The organism is Streptomyces dryopteridis, assembly GCF_049606955.1.
Taxonomy (GTDB): Bacteria; Actinomycetota; Actinomycetes; order Streptomycetales; family Streptomycetaceae; genus Streptomyces.
Genome location: NZ_CP187113.1, coordinates 3,567,978 through 3,582,869, shown reverse-complemented (window position 1 = coordinate 3,582,869; position 14,892 = coordinate 3,567,978). Strand labels below are relative to the sequence as shown.

General features: G+C 73.2%; 12 protein-coding genes. 3 read left to right on the top strand and 9 right to left on the bottom strand.

Translation table 11 applies throughout. The features are described 5' to 3' along the window. Positions 1 to 141: 141 nt before the first annotated feature. Positions 142 to 1,761, top strand: coding sequence for a penicillin-binding transpeptidase domain-containing protein (locus ACN20G_RS15355; RefSeq protein ID WP_424213342.1), 1,620 nt, complete (start codon positions 142 to 144; stop codon positions 1,759 to 1,761). A gap of 36 nt (positions 1,762 to 1,797) precedes the next feature. On the opposite strand, the gene ACN20G_RS15350 is transcribed toward ACN20G_RS15355, so the two are convergent. The 4 genes from ACN20G_RS15350 to ACN20G_RS15335 are packed head-to-tail and all read right to left on the bottom strand — an operon-like array spanning position 1,798 to position 5,761. Further along, a complete protein-coding gene (locus ACN20G_RS15350) occupies positions 1,798 to 3,072 on the bottom strand; it encodes a serine hydrolase domain-containing protein (RefSeq protein WP_424213341.1) in 1,275 nt (424 codons plus the stop codon). 10 nt (positions 3,073 to 3,082) lie between these two features. Next, positions 3,083 to 3,907 (bottom strand): energy-coupling factor ABC transporter ATP-binding protein, encoded by an 825-nt coding sequence (locus ACN20G_RS15345; protein ID WP_424213340.1) that lies wholly within the window; start codon positions 3,905 to 3,907, stop codon positions 3,083 to 3,085. After that, the gene (gene cbiQ / locus ACN20G_RS15340) at positions 3,904 to 4,668 is read right to left on the bottom strand and encodes a cobalt ECF transporter T component CbiQ (protein WP_424213339.1); all 765 of its coding nucleotides are present in this window, start codon (positions 4,666 to 4,668) and stop codon (positions 3,904 to 3,906) included. The genes ACN20G_RS15345 and cbiQ overlap by 4 nt, the downstream gene beginning before the upstream one ends. A gap of 1 nt (position 4,669) precedes the next feature. Continuing rightward, positions 4,670 to 5,761 (bottom strand): energy-coupling factor ABC transporter permease, encoded by a 1,092-nt coding sequence (locus ACN20G_RS15335; RefSeq protein ID WP_424213338.1) that lies wholly within the window; start codon positions 5,759 to 5,761, stop codon positions 4,670 to 4,672. 176 nt (positions 5,762 to 5,937) lie between these two features. Between ACN20G_RS15335 and ACN20G_RS15330 the strand changes: the two genes are divergently transcribed. Then, positions 5,938 to 6,432, top strand: a complete 495-nt coding sequence (locus tag ACN20G_RS15330) for an SsgA family sporulation/cell division regulator (protein ID WP_424213337.1) — start codon at positions 5,938 to 5,940, stop codon at positions 6,430 to 6,432. Between the two features lie 136 nt (positions 6,433 to 6,568). On the opposite strand, the gene ACN20G_RS15325 is transcribed toward ACN20G_RS15330, so the two are convergent. After that, the gene (locus ACN20G_RS15325; RefSeq protein WP_424213336.1) at positions 6,569 to 8,833 is read right to left on the bottom strand and encodes an MMPL family transporter; all 2,265 of its coding nucleotides are present in this window, start codon (positions 8,831 to 8,833) and stop codon (positions 6,569 to 6,571) included. Positions 8,834 to 9,056: 223 nt separating this feature from the next. Beyond that, positions 9,057 to 9,650: a TetR/AcrR family transcriptional regulator gene (locus tag ACN20G_RS15320; protein WP_424213335.1), complete on the bottom strand. Its 594-nt coding sequence runs from the start codon at positions 9,648 to 9,650 to the stop codon at positions 9,057 to 9,059. A gap of 271 nt (positions 9,651 to 9,921) precedes the next feature. Here ACN20G_RS15320 and ACN20G_RS15315 point away from each other — a divergent pair, with 271 nt between their 5' ends. Beyond that, positions 9,922 to 13,542 carry a S41 family peptidase gene (locus ACN20G_RS15315; RefSeq protein ID WP_424213334.1) on the top strand — a complete coding sequence of 1,207 codons (3,621 nt, stop codon included), beginning with the start codon at positions 9,922 to 9,924 and terminating at the stop codon, positions 13,540 to 13,542. Between the two features lie 57 nt (positions 13,543 to 13,599). On the opposite strand, the gene ACN20G_RS15310 is transcribed toward ACN20G_RS15315, so the two are convergent. Genes ACN20G_RS15310 through ACN20G_RS15300 form a run of 3 tightly spaced genes read right to left on the bottom strand, consistent with a single transcriptional unit; the run spans position 13,600 to position 14,862 of the window. After that, entirely contained in the window at positions 13,600 to 13,785 is a 186-nt protein-coding gene (locus ACN20G_RS15310; protein ID WP_424213333.1) for a DUF397 domain-containing protein, read from the bottom strand. Between the two features lie 46 nt (positions 13,786 to 13,831). After that, complete coding sequence (locus ACN20G_RS15305; protein WP_424213332.1) at positions 13,832 to 14,020, bottom strand: DUF397 domain-containing protein; 189 nt, start codon at positions 14,018 to 14,020, stop codon at positions 13,832 to 13,834. Continuing rightward, positions 14,017 to 14,862: a helix-turn-helix domain-containing protein gene (locus ACN20G_RS15300; protein WP_424213331.1), complete on the bottom strand. Its 846-nt coding sequence runs from the start codon at positions 14,860 to 14,862 to the stop codon at positions 14,017 to 14,019. Before ACN20G_RS15300 ends, ACN20G_RS15305 begins: the two co-directional genes overlap by 4 nt. Positions 14,863 to 14,892: the final 30 nt, after the last annotated feature.

Sequence of the window (14,892 nt, the reverse complement as noted above, 5' to 3'; positions counted from 1 at the left end):
CCGGTCGGGCGGATTCCCCTTCCCGTTCCGGTCCGGTAACGGAAGGGGACTCTGTCGTTCGCGGGGCGTAAGGTCCGTACCGGGACCGACCTTTGAACGCGTTCAGGAATCTGGGCGGGGGTCGCCCCACGGGGAGGATCGATGAACGGGGCGGCCAAGGGTGTGATCGTCGGCGGGGTGTTCCTCGCGATGGTCGGCGGCGCGGGCTACGGGGTGTGGACACTGGTCGGGGACGACGGCGGGAGCGGGTCGAGCTCCTCGGGCCGCCGGACCGGGCCCGTCACCGCCGACGAGGTCGCGGACACCTCCAAGCGCTTCCTGGAGGCATGGGCCTCGGGCGAATCGGAGACCGCCGCCGCCCTCACCACCGACCAGGCCGCCGCGAGCCCCGTCCTGCTCTCCTTCGTCGAGGGCGCGAAGATCCCCAAGGCCACCATCACCCCCAGGCCCGCCGTCGGCTCCACCGTCGCCTTCACCGTCTCCGCCGAGGTCGGGGAGGCGGGCGCGACCAAGAAGCTCTCCTACGAGTCCAAGCTGACCGTGGTCCGCGGGCAGACCACCGGCCGGGCCGTGGTCAGCTGGGCCCCCAGCGTGGTGCACCCGCAGCTCGCCGTCGGCGAGACCCTCAAGACGGGCGCGCCCACCGTGCCCCCCGTCGTCGCCGTGGACCGCTCCGGCGTCGAACTCGACACCGAGAAACACCCCGGCCTCAAGGGCGTCGTGGACGTGCTCCGCGGCCGGTACGGGGCGAAGGCCGGCGGCGAGTCCGGGGTCGAGCTGTGGATCGAGCCCGCGACCCCCGAGGGCCCCCGCCGCACCCTGCTCACCCTGGAGGAGGGCACCCCGGGCCGGCTCAAGACCCGCCTGGACGCGGAGGTGCAGTCGGCGGCCGAGAAGGCCGTGGCCCAGTTCCCCGAGTCCTCCGTGGTGGCCCTGGACGTCAACACCGGCGACGTGCTCGCCGTGGCCAACAACCGCAAGGACGGCTTCAACGCCGCCATGCAGGGCGGCCGGGCCCCCGGCTCCACGATGAAGATCGTGACGGCCGCCATGCTGATGGACCGGGGCGTCGTGGCCGCCGACAAGCCCGCGCCCTGCCCGCAGGAGGTCTCGTGGGAGGGCACCACCTTCCACAACCTGAACCGCTTCTCCCTCCCCGAGGGCACCCCCTTCTCCACCAGCTTCGCCCGCTCCTGCAACACCGCCTTCATCAAGGGCATCAAGCCGGTGGCCGACCCGGGCGCCCTCGGCAAGGAGGCCCGCGAGGTGTTCGGGATCGGGCTGGACTGGAAGGTCGGCGTGGACACCAAGGACGGCACCGTCCCCGACGAGTCCGGCTCGGGCACGGCCGCGGCCTACATCGGCCAGGGCAAGGTCCAGATGAACCCGCTGAACGTCGCCTCCATCACGGCCACCGCCCGCTCCGGGGTCTTCAACCAGCCGCTGCTGGTCTCGGCCGACCTCCTCGAAGGCGACCGCGCCCAGGCCGCGCGGACCATGAAGCCGGAGGTCCGACAGCAGCTCGTCGCGATGATGCGGCAGACCGCCGAATCGGGCACCGGCCGCGCCGCGATGGCCTCGGTGAGCGGCGACAAGGGCGCGAAGACCGGCTCGGCCGAGGTCGGCGGCCCGGAGAGCACCCCGGACAGCTGGTTCACCGGCTTCGCGGGCGGCATGGCCGTGGCCGCGATGGTCGAGAACGGCGGCCACGGCGGCGACGCGGCCGGCCCCATCGTCGCGAAGATCCTCAACTCCCGCTGAGCCCACCCCCTGGCCTGACACCCGGTCGGGCGCGCGTCAGGCCCGGTCGGCGAGGATCGTGCGGAGGGTGCGGACCAGGGCCTGGGCGCGGGGGTCGGCGGTGACGGAGGGGGCCAGGCCGTTGGTGACGTAGCCGAAGCCGATGCCGGCGTCGGGGTCGGCGAAGCCGAGGGAGCCGCCGCGTCCGGGGTGGCCGTAGGAGGCCGGGGAGAGCATGGGGGCGGCGGGCCCGTGCAGCATCCAGCCGGGGCCGAAGCGGGTGCGGGCGATGAGGACCCGGTCGGGGCCGGCGGACAGTTCGCGGCCGGCGAGGGCGGTGGAGGCCGGGGTGAGCAGGCGCGGGCCGTCCTCGGTGGCGCCGAAGGTGGCGGCGTAGAACCCGGACAGGGCGCGGGCGGTGCCGACGCCGGCGGAGCCGGGCAGGTCGGCGGCGAGCCAGGCGGGGTCGTTCTCGTCGGGCAGCGGGGTGACGGCGGCGAAGGCGCGGCGGGTCAGGGACTCGGGGTCGGCCCACGCCTCGGCTATGTCGCGGCGGGCGCGGACCTTGAGGGTGCCGGTGCGGGCCGGGGGTTCGACGGCGGCGACGCGGGCGAGCCGGCCGGCCGCGTGGTCGGCGGCGGCGTCGGGCACGCCGACCCGGAAGTCGAGGCCGCGCGGGCCGGTGACCTCCTCGGCGAGGAACCGGCCGAGGGTGTGGCCGGTGACGCGGAGCACGAGTTCGGACAGCAGCCAGCCGTAGGTCTGCGCGTGGTAGCCGTGGGCGGTGCCGGGCTCCCAGAACGGGGCCTGCTCGGCGAGCGCGCGGGCGGCGCTCTCGCCGTCGGCGGCGCGGGCGGGGGTCAGCGGGGCGTCGAGGGCGGCCAGGCCGGCCCTGTGGGCGAGCAGCTCGGAGACGGTGACGTGCTCCTTGCCGGCGGCCTTGAACTCGGGCCAGTAGGAGCCGACGGGCGCGTCGAGGTCGAGGAGTCCGCGTTCGTGCAGGAGGAGCGGGACGGCGGCGGCGACGCCCTTGGTGGCGGAACGCACGAGCACGGCGGTGTCCCGCGCCCACGAAGCGCCGCCCCCGGCGGCCCCGGCGTCGGCGGCCCCACCCTCGGCGGCCCCGGCGTCGCTGTCCCAGGCGTCGGCGTCCCGCACCCCGCCCCACAGGTCCACGACCTTGCGCCCGTCGAGGTGCACGGCCACGGCCGCGCCCCGGTCCCCGCGCTCGGCGAAATTGCGTTCGAACGTCTCGCGCAACGGCTCGAACCCGTCGGCTACCTCTCCCTGAATGTCCACGGCCTGTGCAACGCACACGGCCCCCGGCTTCATCCCGGCCGTCTCACGCGGGGAGGTTGCGGGGGTCGAAGCCGTAGGGGAGTTCCAGGCGGTGGGCGGTCATGGTGGGGGTGTCGCACAGGAGGTCGCGGGTGGGGCCGTCGGCGGCGATGACGCCTTCGCTGAGGATCACCGAGCGGGGGCAGAGTTCGGCGGCGTAGGGCAGGTCGTGGGTGACCATCAGGACGGTCACGTCGAGGGAGCGCAGGATGTCGGCGAGTTCGCGGCGGGAGGCCGGGTCGAGGTTGGAGGAGGGTTCGTCGAGGACGAGGATCTCCGGTTCCATGGCGAGCACGGTGGCGACGGCGACGCGGCGGCGCTGGCCGAAGGAGAGGTGGTGCGGGGGGCGGTCGGCGTAGTCGGCCATGCCGACGCGTTCGAGGGCGCCCCGGACCCGGGCGTCGAGGGCCGCGCCGCGCAGTCCGGCGGTGGCGGGGCCGAAGGCCACGTCCTCGCGGACGGTGGGCATGAACAGCTGGTCGTCGGGGTCCTGGAAGACGATGCCGACGCGCCGGCGGATCTCGGCGAGGTTGCGCTTGACCACGGGCAGCCCGGCGACGGTGACGGTGCCGACGCCGCCGTCGAGGATGCCGTTGAGGTGCAGCACGAGGGTGGTCTTGCCGGCGCCGTTGGGGCCGAGGAGGGCGACGCGTTCGCCGCGTCCGACGGTGAGGTCCACGCCGAACAGGGCCTGGTGCCCGTCGGGGTAGGCGAAGGCCAGCCCGCGCACCTCCAGCGACGGCGGCCCGACGGGCGCGGGCGCGGCGGCGGTCTCGGGCGCGGTCTCGGCGGCGGGAGCGGCGGCGGGGGTGCTCGTGGGTGTGGTCATCGCAGGATCCATCCGGTCAGACAGACGGCCAGGGCCGCCGTCGGGAGCAGGGCGGCGCGGGCCCATTGGGCGGGGGCGGCGCTCACGTCGTCGATGACCGGCATGGTGCCGGTGTAGCCGCGGCTGACCATGGCCAGGTGGACCCGTTCGCCGCGTTCGTAGGAGCGGATGAACAGGGCGCCCGCGGTCTTCGCGAGCACCCCCCAGTGCCGGACCCCGCGTGCCTCGAAGCCTCGCGAGCGGCGGGCCACGGACATGCGGCGCAGTTCGTCGGCGATGACGTCGCCGTAGCGCAGCATGAAGGACGCGATCTGCACGAGCAGCGGCGGCATCCGCAGCCGTTCCAGGCCCAGCAGCAGGGCCCGCAGGTCGGTGGTGGCGGCCAGCAGCACGGAGGCGCAGACACCGAGGGTGCCCTTGGCGAGCACGTTCCACGCGCCCCACAGGCCGGGCACGGAGAGGGACACGCCGAGGACGGAGACCCGTTCGCCGGTCGCGACGAACGGCATGAGCACGGCGAACAGCACGAACGGGACCTCGACCAGCATCCGCCGCAGCACGAACCCGGGCGGGATCCGGGCCGCGCCCGCCACCCCCGCGAGCAGCGCGGCGTACGCCCCGAAGGCCCAGATCGACTCGCGCGGGGTGGAGACCACGACGAGCACGAACAGGAAGGTCGCCGCGATCTTGCAGTGCGGGGGCAGCAGGTGGACCGGCGAGGTGCCGGGCCGGTGGAGCCGGTGGGCGTGGCCCGCGCCCATGTCAGGCCACCGGCGCGGAGGTGTCGGTGCGGGCGGTCTCGTCGGCGGCGCCGTCCCGGCGGCGGCGGACGGCCCAGAAGACCCCGGAGCCGACGACGATGGTGGCGCCGACGCCGATCACGCCGGCGAGGCCGCCGCCGACGGCCGCGTCGGTGATGCCGGAGAAGCCGTAGTCGGCGAGCGGGGAGCCGGCGGTGGCGGAGTCGCGGGCCCGCTCGTCGATGCCGTGGTCGGCGGCGACCTTCTCCAGGCCGTCGGGGCTGGAGGAGGCGAAGGCGGAGACGAAGCCGGCGAGGACGAGGGCGATGACGAGGCCGACGGCCCACAGCTTGCCGACGGAGCGGGCGGCGACGGGCGCGGCGGCCGGCGCGGCCGGGCTCGCGGGGCTCGCGGCGGGCGCGTCGACGAGTTCGCCGTCGATCCGGAGCTTGAGCGGGGCGGCGGCCAGGGTGTGGGCGGCGCCGTGCACGAGGTCGGGGCGGACGGCGAGGACGGCGCCGACGGTGGCGGCCGTGATGGCGGCCTCGCCGATGCCGATCAGGACGTGCACGCCGACCATCGCGCCGAAGACCTGCCCGAGCGGCACCTCGGTGGTGCCGCCGAGGGCGTACAGGCCGGTGAAGGCGATCGCGGCGGCCGGCACGGAGACGAGGGCGGCGGCGAAGGAGGCGAGGGTGACCGAGCGGCGGGTGTTGGGCAGCAGCTTCAGCAGGCCCTTGAAGATCGCGTACGCGACGACCACGGTGACCAGCGCCATGTCGGTGATGTTGACGCCGAGGGCGGTCAGGCCGCCGTCGGCGAAGAGCACGGCCTGCATGAGCAGGACCACGGACACGCACAGGATGCCCGTGTAGGGGCCGACGAGTATCGCGGCCAGGGCGCCTCCGAGGAGGTGTCCGCTGGTGCCGGCGGCGACGGGGAAGTTGAGCATCTGGACGGCGAACACGAAGGCGGCGACCAGGCCGGCGAGGGGGGCGGTGCGGCTGTCGAGCTCGCGGCGGGCGCCCCGCAGCGCGACCGCGACGGCGCCGGCCGCGACCACGCCGGAGGCGATGGAGACGGGCGTGTCGATGAATCCGTCGGGCACATGCATGGGGAGACTCCGCTTCCTGCGGTCCTACAAAATCCTTAACTGTTCAAGATTAGTGCCCACTTGCAAACCCTTGGCAAGAGCGTCCGCATCACAAAAGGGCAAGCCCGATTTCGTGGGAATGTGCGAGTCTGGGGGGACAAACGGACGCAATTGTTCCGATTTCGAGGAGCCGGTCGATGTCTGGGTTGCCTGCCACCACCCCCGTGTCCACCCCCGCCGCCAACACCACCGCCCCCTCCGTCACCGCCGAGGTGCTCGTCCGCGCCCGCGTCATCAGCGACGACCCCCTCCAGCGGACCATCCCCGTGACCCTGCGCCGACTGGCCGGCGAACCGCATTCCGTGCGCCTCGTCTTCCCCGCCGAGGTCTCGCCCGAGCGCACCGAGAACGAGTGGGTGCTGCCGCGCGGCCTGCTGGAGACCGGCCTGCACACCCCCGCGCACCGGGGCGGGGTGCACGTGTGGCCCTGTGGCCGGGTGCAGGTGGTCATGGAGTTCCACGCGCCCGAGGGCGTGGCCGTGGTGCAGTTCGACAGCTCCCCGCTCCGCCGCTTCCTGCGCCGCACCGCCGAACCCGAGCCCCACGACGCCCACGACGCCGACACGCGCACGCACGCGCACGCCCACGACGGCGACGCGGGCCCCGCCCCCCGGGCCGACCGGGCCGACTGAGCGGGCGCACGCCGAAACGGGCCGGGCCCGGACACACCGCGAGGTGCGTCCGAACCCGGCCCGTTCCCGTTCCCTGGTCACCCGATCGGCGGATGGGCAGATCGGCGGATCAGGGGTTGATCACGCGTTCACGCGTTCACGCGTTGACGAGTTCGCGGCTCTTGCCCGAGCCGCCGTCCCCGTCCCCGTCGTCCCCGTCCGCCGCGGACTCGCCGTCGAGGTGCTTGCGCAGCCCCTCGCCCTCGACGTCCACGTTGGGCAGGATCCGGTTCAGCCAACCCGGCAGCCACCAGGCCGCGTGCCCCAGCAGCGCGAGCACGGCCGGCACGATCGCCATCCGCACCACGAACGCGTCGAAGAACACCGCGATCGCCAGGCCGAAACCGATGGACTTGATCATCGGGTCGTCCATGCCGATGAAGCCCGCGAACACCGCGATCATGATGACGGCGGCGGCCACGACCACCCGCGCCCCGTGCCGGAAACCGGTCACGATGGCCTGCCCGGGCCGCTCCCCGTGCACGTACGCCTCGCGCATCCGGGTCACGAGGAAGACCTCGTAGTCCATCGCCAGGCCGAAGACCACGCCGACCATGAAGATCGGCATCAGGCTCATGATCGGCCCGGTCTGCTCCACGCCCAGCAGCGAGGCCAGCCAGCCCCACTGGAAGACCGCGACGACGGCGCCGAGCGCGGCCACCACCGAGAGCAGGAAGCCGAGGGCCGCCTTCAGGGGCACCAGGATCGAGCGGAAGACGACCATCAGCAGGAGGAACGCGAGGCCGACCACGAGCGCCAGGTACGGCACCAGCGCGTCGTTCATCTTCTGCGAGAAGTCGATGTTCATCGCGGTCTGACCGGTGACGTACACGTTGTCGCCGTTGCCCGCGCGGATGTCGTGCACGAGCTGCTCGGTCTCGGTGGAGGACGGGCGGTCCTTGGGGATCACGGTGATGATCCAGGTGTCGCCCTCCTTGTTCGGCTGCGCGGGGGTGACCATGCCGGCCTCCTCGCCCAGCCCGCGGATCCGCTTCACGGTCGCGTCGGCCTCGGCCTTGGTGCCGTCGACGACCACCATCAGGGGGCCGTTGAAGCCGGGGCCGAAGCCCTCGGAGACCAGGTCGTAGGCGCGCCGCTCGCTGGTGGACGTGGCCTTGACCCCGTCGTCCGGCAGGCCCATCTCCAGCTTGGTGGCGGGGATGGCGATCGCGCCGAGCGCGATCACACCGGTCAGCAGCACGAAGATCGGGCGACGCAGCACGAACCGCGCCCAGCGGGTGCCGCCGTTGACGGACTCCTCCGCGCTCCCGGCCTCCCCGGTGGCCTTGGCGGCCTTGGCGGCCTTGGCGGCCTTGCCCTTGCCGAACAGGCGGCTCTTCTCGCCCGCCGGCAGCACCTTGGCGCCCGCGAAACCGAGCACGGCCGGCACCAGGGTCAGCGCCACGAGCACGGCCAGCACCACGGTCGCGGCGGCGGCGAAGCCCATCTTCGACAGCATCGGGATGTTGACGACGGCCAGGCCCACCAGGGCGATGACCACGGTCAGGCCCGCGAAGACCACGGCGGAGCCGGCGGTGCCCACGGCCCGCCCGGCGGCCTCGTCGCGCTCCCGGCCCTCGGCCAGCTCGCCCCGGTAGCGGGAGACGATGAACAGCGCGTAGTCGATGCCGACCGCCAGGCCGATCATCATCGCGAGGGTGGAGGTGGTGGAGCCGAGGTCGAGCACGTTGGCGAGCGCGGTGATCGAGGAGACGCCGATGCCCACGCCGATCAGCGCGGTCAGCAGCGGCAGCCCGGCCGCGACCAGCGAACCGAAGGTGATGACGAGGACGACCGCGGCGATCGAGATGCCGATGGCCTCGCTGGCCCCGCTCTCGGGCATCGACATCAGGGCGTCGCCGCCGATCTCGACGGTCAGCCCGGCCTTCTTCGCGGCGTCACCGGAGCCGGTGAGGGAGGACTTGGTGCCCTCCGTCAGCTCCATGCCGCTGACCTTGTACTTCGCGGTGACCAGGGCGGTCGTGCCGTCCCGGCTGATGGACTTGGTCTGGTACGGGTCGTCGACCGAGGCGATCTGGTCGGCGCCCTCGCCCGACTTCAGGCCGGAGACCAGGCCGTCGACCTCGCGCTTGACGTTCGGGTCGGTGACCTTGGCGCCCTCGGGGGCCTTGACGACGATGCGCGCGGTCGCGCCGCCCGCCGTCATGCCCGGGAAGCGCTGCTCCAGCAGGTCGCCGGCGCGCTGCGCCTCGGTGCCGGGGATGGAGAACGAGCCGGAGGTGGCGGTGTTCGCGGTGGCGGCGCCGACGCCGGCTATCGCGAGCAGCGCCACCCAGAGCAGGGCGACCAGCTTGCGGCGCCGGAACGCGCCTCGGCCGAGCCGGTAGAGGAAGGTGGCCACGGTTGTGGTGCTCCCGTCGAGTCGTGGGATGGGATCAGGGCGTGTCGAGCCGACCCGACGACGAGAGCGGCGTGTCCGGGGAGGCTGGAGAGGGGGGCGCGCCCGATCGCGGGCCGGTGACCCGGGGCGGGTCAGGGTGGTCCGGGCACGGTGAGGCGCACAGCGGTGTGCGGTTGTCGGTGGTGGTGGGGCGGCGGTCGCCGGCGGGGCGGCCGTCGCGGGATCAGACGCCGAGGGCGGGGAGGACCACGGCGTCGATGAACTGCCCGAGGAAGACCCGGTCCACGGACCGGTCCTCGATCAGCGGCAGCGCGATGAACGCGCCGATCAGCATGTGCGGGACGAAGTCCAACGCCGGACAGTCCGGCCGGATCTCGCCCCGGTCCACGGCCCGGCGCAACATGGCCTGCAACCCGTTGAGCTCCGGGTCGACGAGCAGGTCGCGCAGGGCCTTGTGCAGTTCAGGGCTCTCGTGCACGGCATGGGTCAGGCCCCGCATCAGCGCGGTGTCCTTCGCCATCCGGGCGTCGTCCGAACTCTCGATCATGAACTGGAAGTCGCCGCGCAGCGATCCGGTGTCGATGTCGCGCAGGGACGTGGGCTGGGTGCAGCGCAGGGCCCGCGCGACCAGTTCCGGCTTGCTCCCCCACTGGCGGTAGAGGGTGGCCTTGCTGGATCGGGTGCGGGAGGCGACCGCGTCCATGGTGAGCGCCTCGTAGCCGACCTCACGGAGCAGGTCCAGGACCGCCTCGTGCAGCTCGGCCTCGCGTTCGGGGGTGATCCGGGTACGCCTCGGCGACGCTGCCACATCGGTCATCTCCCGCACCTCCCCGTCGAATCGTGGAACGAAACGCTGTCGTACACCGAGGATGCTACCCCTCGCCAGAGCGAAACGAAACCGTTCCGTTTCGTTCCACGTCGTGGCCTGCGTCACGGCCCGAAGCCCCGGACCGTTCGAACCCACCCCGAACCCGACCCGAACCCACCCCGAACCCGACCCGCGCACACACCCCCGTACCCGTCGTACTCGTCGCACAAGATCCGCACCACGGGTTGCCGGGCCCGCCGGGCGCGGAAAACATGTCAGGGTGAGCGACGACCCCGCATACCTCCGCCACCCGCACCTCCACGACGACCTCCTGTGCTTCGTCGCCGAGGACGACCTCTGGGTCGCCCCGCTGCCCGCGCCCGGCGCCGAGACCGCCCCCGGCCGCGCCTGGCGGCTCACCGTGGACCGCACGATCGTCGAACACCCCCGCTTCTCCCCCGACGGCGCCTCCATCGCCTTCACCACCTGGCGCAGCCTCGACCCCGAGATCCACCTCGTGCCCACCGAGGGCGGCCCGGCCCGCCGGCTCACCCACTGGGGCTCCGCCGACACCCGCATCTGCGGCTGGACCCCGCCCGACGAGCACGGCCGCTCCGACATCCTCGCCGTCTCCTCCCACGGCCAGCCCTTCTCGTACCACTCCTGGGGCCACCGCCTGCCCACCGACGGCGGCCCCGGCGGCCGACTGCCCTGGGGCCCCGTCGCCCACATCGCCATGGGCCGGCCCGAGACCCGCCCCGACGGCTCCGACGCCGCCGACGCCGGCGCCGACCCCGCCCTGCGCACCCTCCTGCTCACCGGAAAGCCCCCGCACGAACCCGCCGAGTGGAAGCGCTACCGGGGCGGCGCCGGCGGCCGGCTCTGGTACCAGGGCGCCCGGCTCCTGGAGGACATCGGCGGGCACCTCGACGCGCCCATGTTCGTCGGCGACCGGATCGCGTTCCTCTCCGACCACGAGGGCGTCGGCAACCTCTACTCCTGCCGCACCGACGGCTCCGACCTGCGCCGCCACACCGACCACGACGCCTTCTACGCCCGGCACGCCGCGAGCGACGGCCGGCGCGTGGTCTACCAGTGCGCGGGCGACCTGTGGCTCGTGGAGTCCCTGACGCCCGACGCAGTGCCCCGCCGGCTGCCCGTCCGGCTCGGCGGCCCGCGCACCGGCCGCCGGGTGCACCAGGTGCCCGCCGGCAGCAACGTCACCTCCCTGGCCGTCGACACCACCGGCCGGGCCAGCGCCATCGGCGTGCGCGGCGCCCTGTACTGGCTCACCCACCGCGACGGCCCGGCCCGCGTGATCTCCGCCGACCCCGGGGTCCGGGTCCGGCTGCCCGAGATGCTCGGCGACAGCGGGCGCATCGCGTACGTCACGGACGCGGAGGGCGAGGACGCCGTCGAGATCGCCTGGCTGCCGCGCGCCACCGGCGACCGCGCGCCCCGCCGGATCGGCGCCGGGGAACTGGGCCGGGTGCTGGAGCTGGTCTCCTCCCCCGACGGCTCCCGCGTGGCCATCGCCTCGCACGACGGCCGGCTGCTCCTCGTGGACACCTCCGAACCGGACACCCTCGACGAGGACACCCCGGAACCGTCCGAGGACGACGGCCCGGCGGGGGCCGCGGCCGGCAGCCCGGCCGGGAACCCGGACGCCGCCGACGGAAAGGGCGCGGACGGGGACGAGGGCACGGCGGACAAGCCCACCGACGACGCCATGCACGCCGGCCCCGGCCCCGACACGCCGACCCCGACCCCGCCGGCCGCGACACCCGAGACCGGCCCGGACCCCACCGCGGACCCCACCGCGACCCCGGCGACCACCCTCACCGAACCCCCGACCGGCACCGGCGCCACCGCCACCACCGGCCCCGTCACGGAACTCGTCCGCTCCCCCAACGGCCCCGTCTCCGACCTCGCCTTCTCCCCCGACGGCGGCTGGCTCACCTGGTGCCACCCCGGCATCGGCCGCTCCCTGAGCCAGATCCGGATGGCCCGTATCACCGGCCCCGGCCCGCACACCGTCGTGGACGTCACCAACGGCCGGTTCGCCGACGAGAGCCCCGTGTTCACCCGCGACGGCCGCTACCTCGCGTTCCTGTCCTGGCGCGGCTTCGACCCGGTGTACGACGTGCACACCGGCGACCTGTCGTTCCCGCTCGGCTGCCGCCCCTACCTCGTGCCCCTCAACTCGGCCACCCCCTCCCCCTTCGCCTACAGCCCCGAGGGCCGGCCGGCCGGCGGCGGGCTCGACCCGGTGGAGGGCGCGAGCGACGGGGAGGGCGCGGTGACGGTCGAGGTGGAGGGGCTGGAGAGCCGGGTGGCGCCGTTCCCGGTGGCCGCGTCCAAGTACTCCGCGCTGTGCCCGGTCGCCGGCGGCGGCCTGGTCTGGCTGCGCTGGCCGATCTCCGGGGCCCTCGGCGAGACCTTCGCCAACCCGACCGACACCAGCGGCAAGCCGACCCTGGAACACTTCGACCTCACGAAGGCCCGCCGCACCGAACTCGCCTCCGAGATCGACGGTTTCGCCCTTTCCGGCGACGGGACCCGGCTCGTGCTCCAGGAGGACGGCGAACTGCGGGCCGCCCCGTCGAGCGAATCGGGTGACGGGGACTCCGTCGTCACCCTCGACCTGCGGCGGATCCTGCACGAGGTGGACCCGGCCGCCGAGTGGCGGCAGGCGTTCGACGAGGCGGGCCGGATCGTGCGGGCCTACTTCTGGGAGCCCCGCATGTGCGGGATCGACTGGGACGGCGTCCTCGACCAGTACCGCCCGCTGCTGGACAGGGTCGCCACCCCCGGCGAGTTCGCGGACCTGCTGCGCGAGGTGATGGGCGAACTCGGCACCTCGCACGCCTACGTGACCGCCGCCCGCCGCAACGAGGGCCCGGCCCACTACCAGCGGCCCATCGGCCTGCTCGGCGCGAACCTCGTGCGCCGCGACGACGCCTGGATCCTCGGCCGGATCCTGCCCGGCGACTCCTCCGACTCCAAGGCCCGCTCCCCGCTCGCCGGCACCGGCATCCGCGAGGGCTCGGCCCTCACCCACGTGGACGGCCGGCCCGTGGACCCCGTCGCGGGCCCGGCCCCGCTGCTCGGCGCGGCCGGCGGCACCACGGTGGAACTCACCTTCGCCCCGCCCGAGGGCACCCCCGGCCGCCCGCGTCGCGTCGCCGTCGTGCCCCTCGTCGACGACATGCCGCTGCGGTACCAGGACTGGGTGGCCAAACGACGCGAGGTCGTGCGGGAGTTGAGCGGCGGCCGCTGCGGCTACCTGCACATCCCCGACATGAGCGGCTCGGGCTGGGCGCAGTTCCACCGCGACCTGCGGGTGGAGATGTCCCGGCCCGCGCTGATCGTGGACGTCCGGGGCAACGCGGGCGGACACATCAGCGAGCTGGTGGTGGAGACCCTCAGCCGCACCATCCTCGGCTGGGACCTCACCCGCAACGCCCAACCCGTCTCGTACGCGTCCAACGCCCCGCGCGGCCCACTGGTCGCCCTCGCCGACGAGGCCACCTCCTCCGACGGGGACATGATCACGGCGGCGTTCAAGCTGCTGGGCCTCGGCCCGGTCGTCGGGCAACGGACCTGGGGCGGGGTCGTCGGCATGACCGGCCGACACCGCCTGGCCGACGGCACGGTCATCACCGTGCCGATGAACGCGGCCTGGTTCCCCGAGTACGGCTGGTCGGTGGAGAACCACGGCGTGGACCCCGACCTCCAGGCCCTGCGCACCCCGCTGGACTGGGCGGAGGGCCGCTACGCGGAACTCGACGACGCGGTGGTCCTGGCCCTGGAACTCCTCGAACGCAACCCCCCGGCGACCCCACCGGGCTACACCAACGTCCCCGACCTGCGGCGTCCGCCGTTGCCGCCACGCGCCTGAACACGAACGGGGCCCCTCGGGATGCATCCCGAGGGGCCCACCGCAGCCGTCTCCCGGCTACCGCACCGACCCGGCGAACACGGCCCAGGCGGCCCGGCCCACGGCCACAACCGCACCGGCGTCCTGCTTGCTGTCACGGATCAGCACGGCCGGGGCGACGGCCGGATTGATCTCAACGCACGCGTCAGCTTCCGATCCGCTGTAGCTGCTCTTGAACCATCCAGGGCCGGCGTGGACGTCCATCTGCACCCTCCAGTGCCGCGCAAACCGGTCCCAGCGACCGGGAGGACTACCTACCCGCGACGGAGCCCGCGAACGCGGCCCACGCGGCCCGACTCACGGTGACGATCGCGCCGGCGTCTTCCTTGCTGTCACGGATCAGCACGGCGGGGCTGACCTCGGGGTTGATCTCAACGCACGAGTCGGGAACGTTGCCGCTGTAGCTCGACTTGTACCAACCCGGCATGTCGTGGCTCATCTCAGGCTCTCCAAAGCGTCGCGGATCATCTCCACTGACCGGCCCGGCCGTTCAGCTTCCTCGGACAACCGATCATAGACCCGTTGCTGTTGCGCAACCGGGGCCGATTCTTCCGTGTGGCTCCCGCAGTCGTACCCCTCCACATAAGCAGCGCGCCCTTCCCCGTGCGCGAAGGTGAGCATCGTCAAACCACCTGCGATGGCCGGAGCGCTGAAGGGAAGGATCCGAATGCTGATGTGCGGGAGTACCGCCAGCTTGAGTAGGTACTCCAACTGGTCGCGGACGGCGCCAAGGTCGCCTTGGGCTGCTCGTAGAACACCTTCGTAGAGGATCGTGGACACGTACGGGGGCACGGGGCGAGTCAGTATTTCCTGCGCCCGCTCCCATCGGTCTTCGGCGGCTGCTCGAATCTCGTCCTCCGTCGATCCGATCATGCCCGACCGCAGCAGCGCCGCCGTGTAGGTCACCGTTTGAAGGGTTCCGGGGACGACCAGACCACCGAAGTGGTTGATGGTTTCAGCTTCCCGGAGCCGTTGAAAGTACGGCACGGAGTAGTCCCGGATGCGCGTGTCCTTCATCTGCTGCACAAGTGCCGCCAACGAATCCGGGATCATGCTCAACACTCGCTCCAGCGCCCGCGCCAGCTTCAGGTCCGGCGGGACCTTCCCCGTCTCGATGTCACTGATCCGCGACTGGCTGACCCCCACTTGGTGCCCCAGTTCTTCCTGGGTCAGGAACAGCCCTGCCCTCTTGCGCGCGGTCGCGGTCCGTTGGCGCTGGACCATGGCGCCCAGGTAGCTGGCCGTATCGGTTGTAGGGTCCACGCTTTGCAGCCCTGGCATATGCCTCGTATCTCCTCGCAGGTGAGGTAT

Coding starts and splice junctions, on each gene's coding strand:
- ACN20G_RS15355 (WP_424213342.1), top strand. CDS start 142: ATGAACGGGGCGGCCAAGGGTGTGATCGTCGGCGGGGTGTTCCTCGCG.
- ACN20G_RS15350 (WP_424213341.1), bottom strand. CDS start 3,072: ATGAAGCCGGGGGCCGTGTGCGTTGCACAGGCCGTGGACATTCAGGGA.
- ACN20G_RS15345 (WP_424213340.1), bottom strand. CDS start 3,907: ATGACCACACCCACGAGCACCCCCGCCGCCGCTCCCGCCGCCGAGACC.
- cbiQ (WP_424213339.1), bottom strand. CDS start 4,668: ATGGGCGCGGGCCACGCCCACCGGCTCCACCGGCCCGGCACCTCGCCG.
- ACN20G_RS15335 (WP_424213338.1), bottom strand. CDS start 5,761: ATGCATGTGCCCGACGGATTCATCGACACGCCCGTCTCCATCGCCTCC.
- ACN20G_RS15330 (WP_424213337.1), top strand. CDS start 5,938: ATGTCTGGGTTGCCTGCCACCACCCCCGTGTCCACCCCCGCCGCCAAC.
- ACN20G_RS15320 (WP_424213335.1), bottom strand. CDS start 9,650: ATGACCGATGTGGCAGCGTCGCCGAGGCGTACCCGGATCACCCCCGAA.
- ACN20G_RS15310 (WP_424213333.1), bottom strand. CDS start 13,785: ATGGACGTCCACGCCGGCCCTGGATGGTTCAAGAGCAGCTACAGCGGA.
- ACN20G_RS15305 (WP_424213332.1), bottom strand. CDS start 14,020: ATGAGCCACGACATGCCGGGTTGGTACAAGTCGAGCTACAGCGGCAAC.
- ACN20G_RS15300 (WP_424213331.1), bottom strand. CDS start 14,862: ATGCCAGGGCTGCAAAGCGTGGACCCTACAACCGATACGGCCAGCTAC.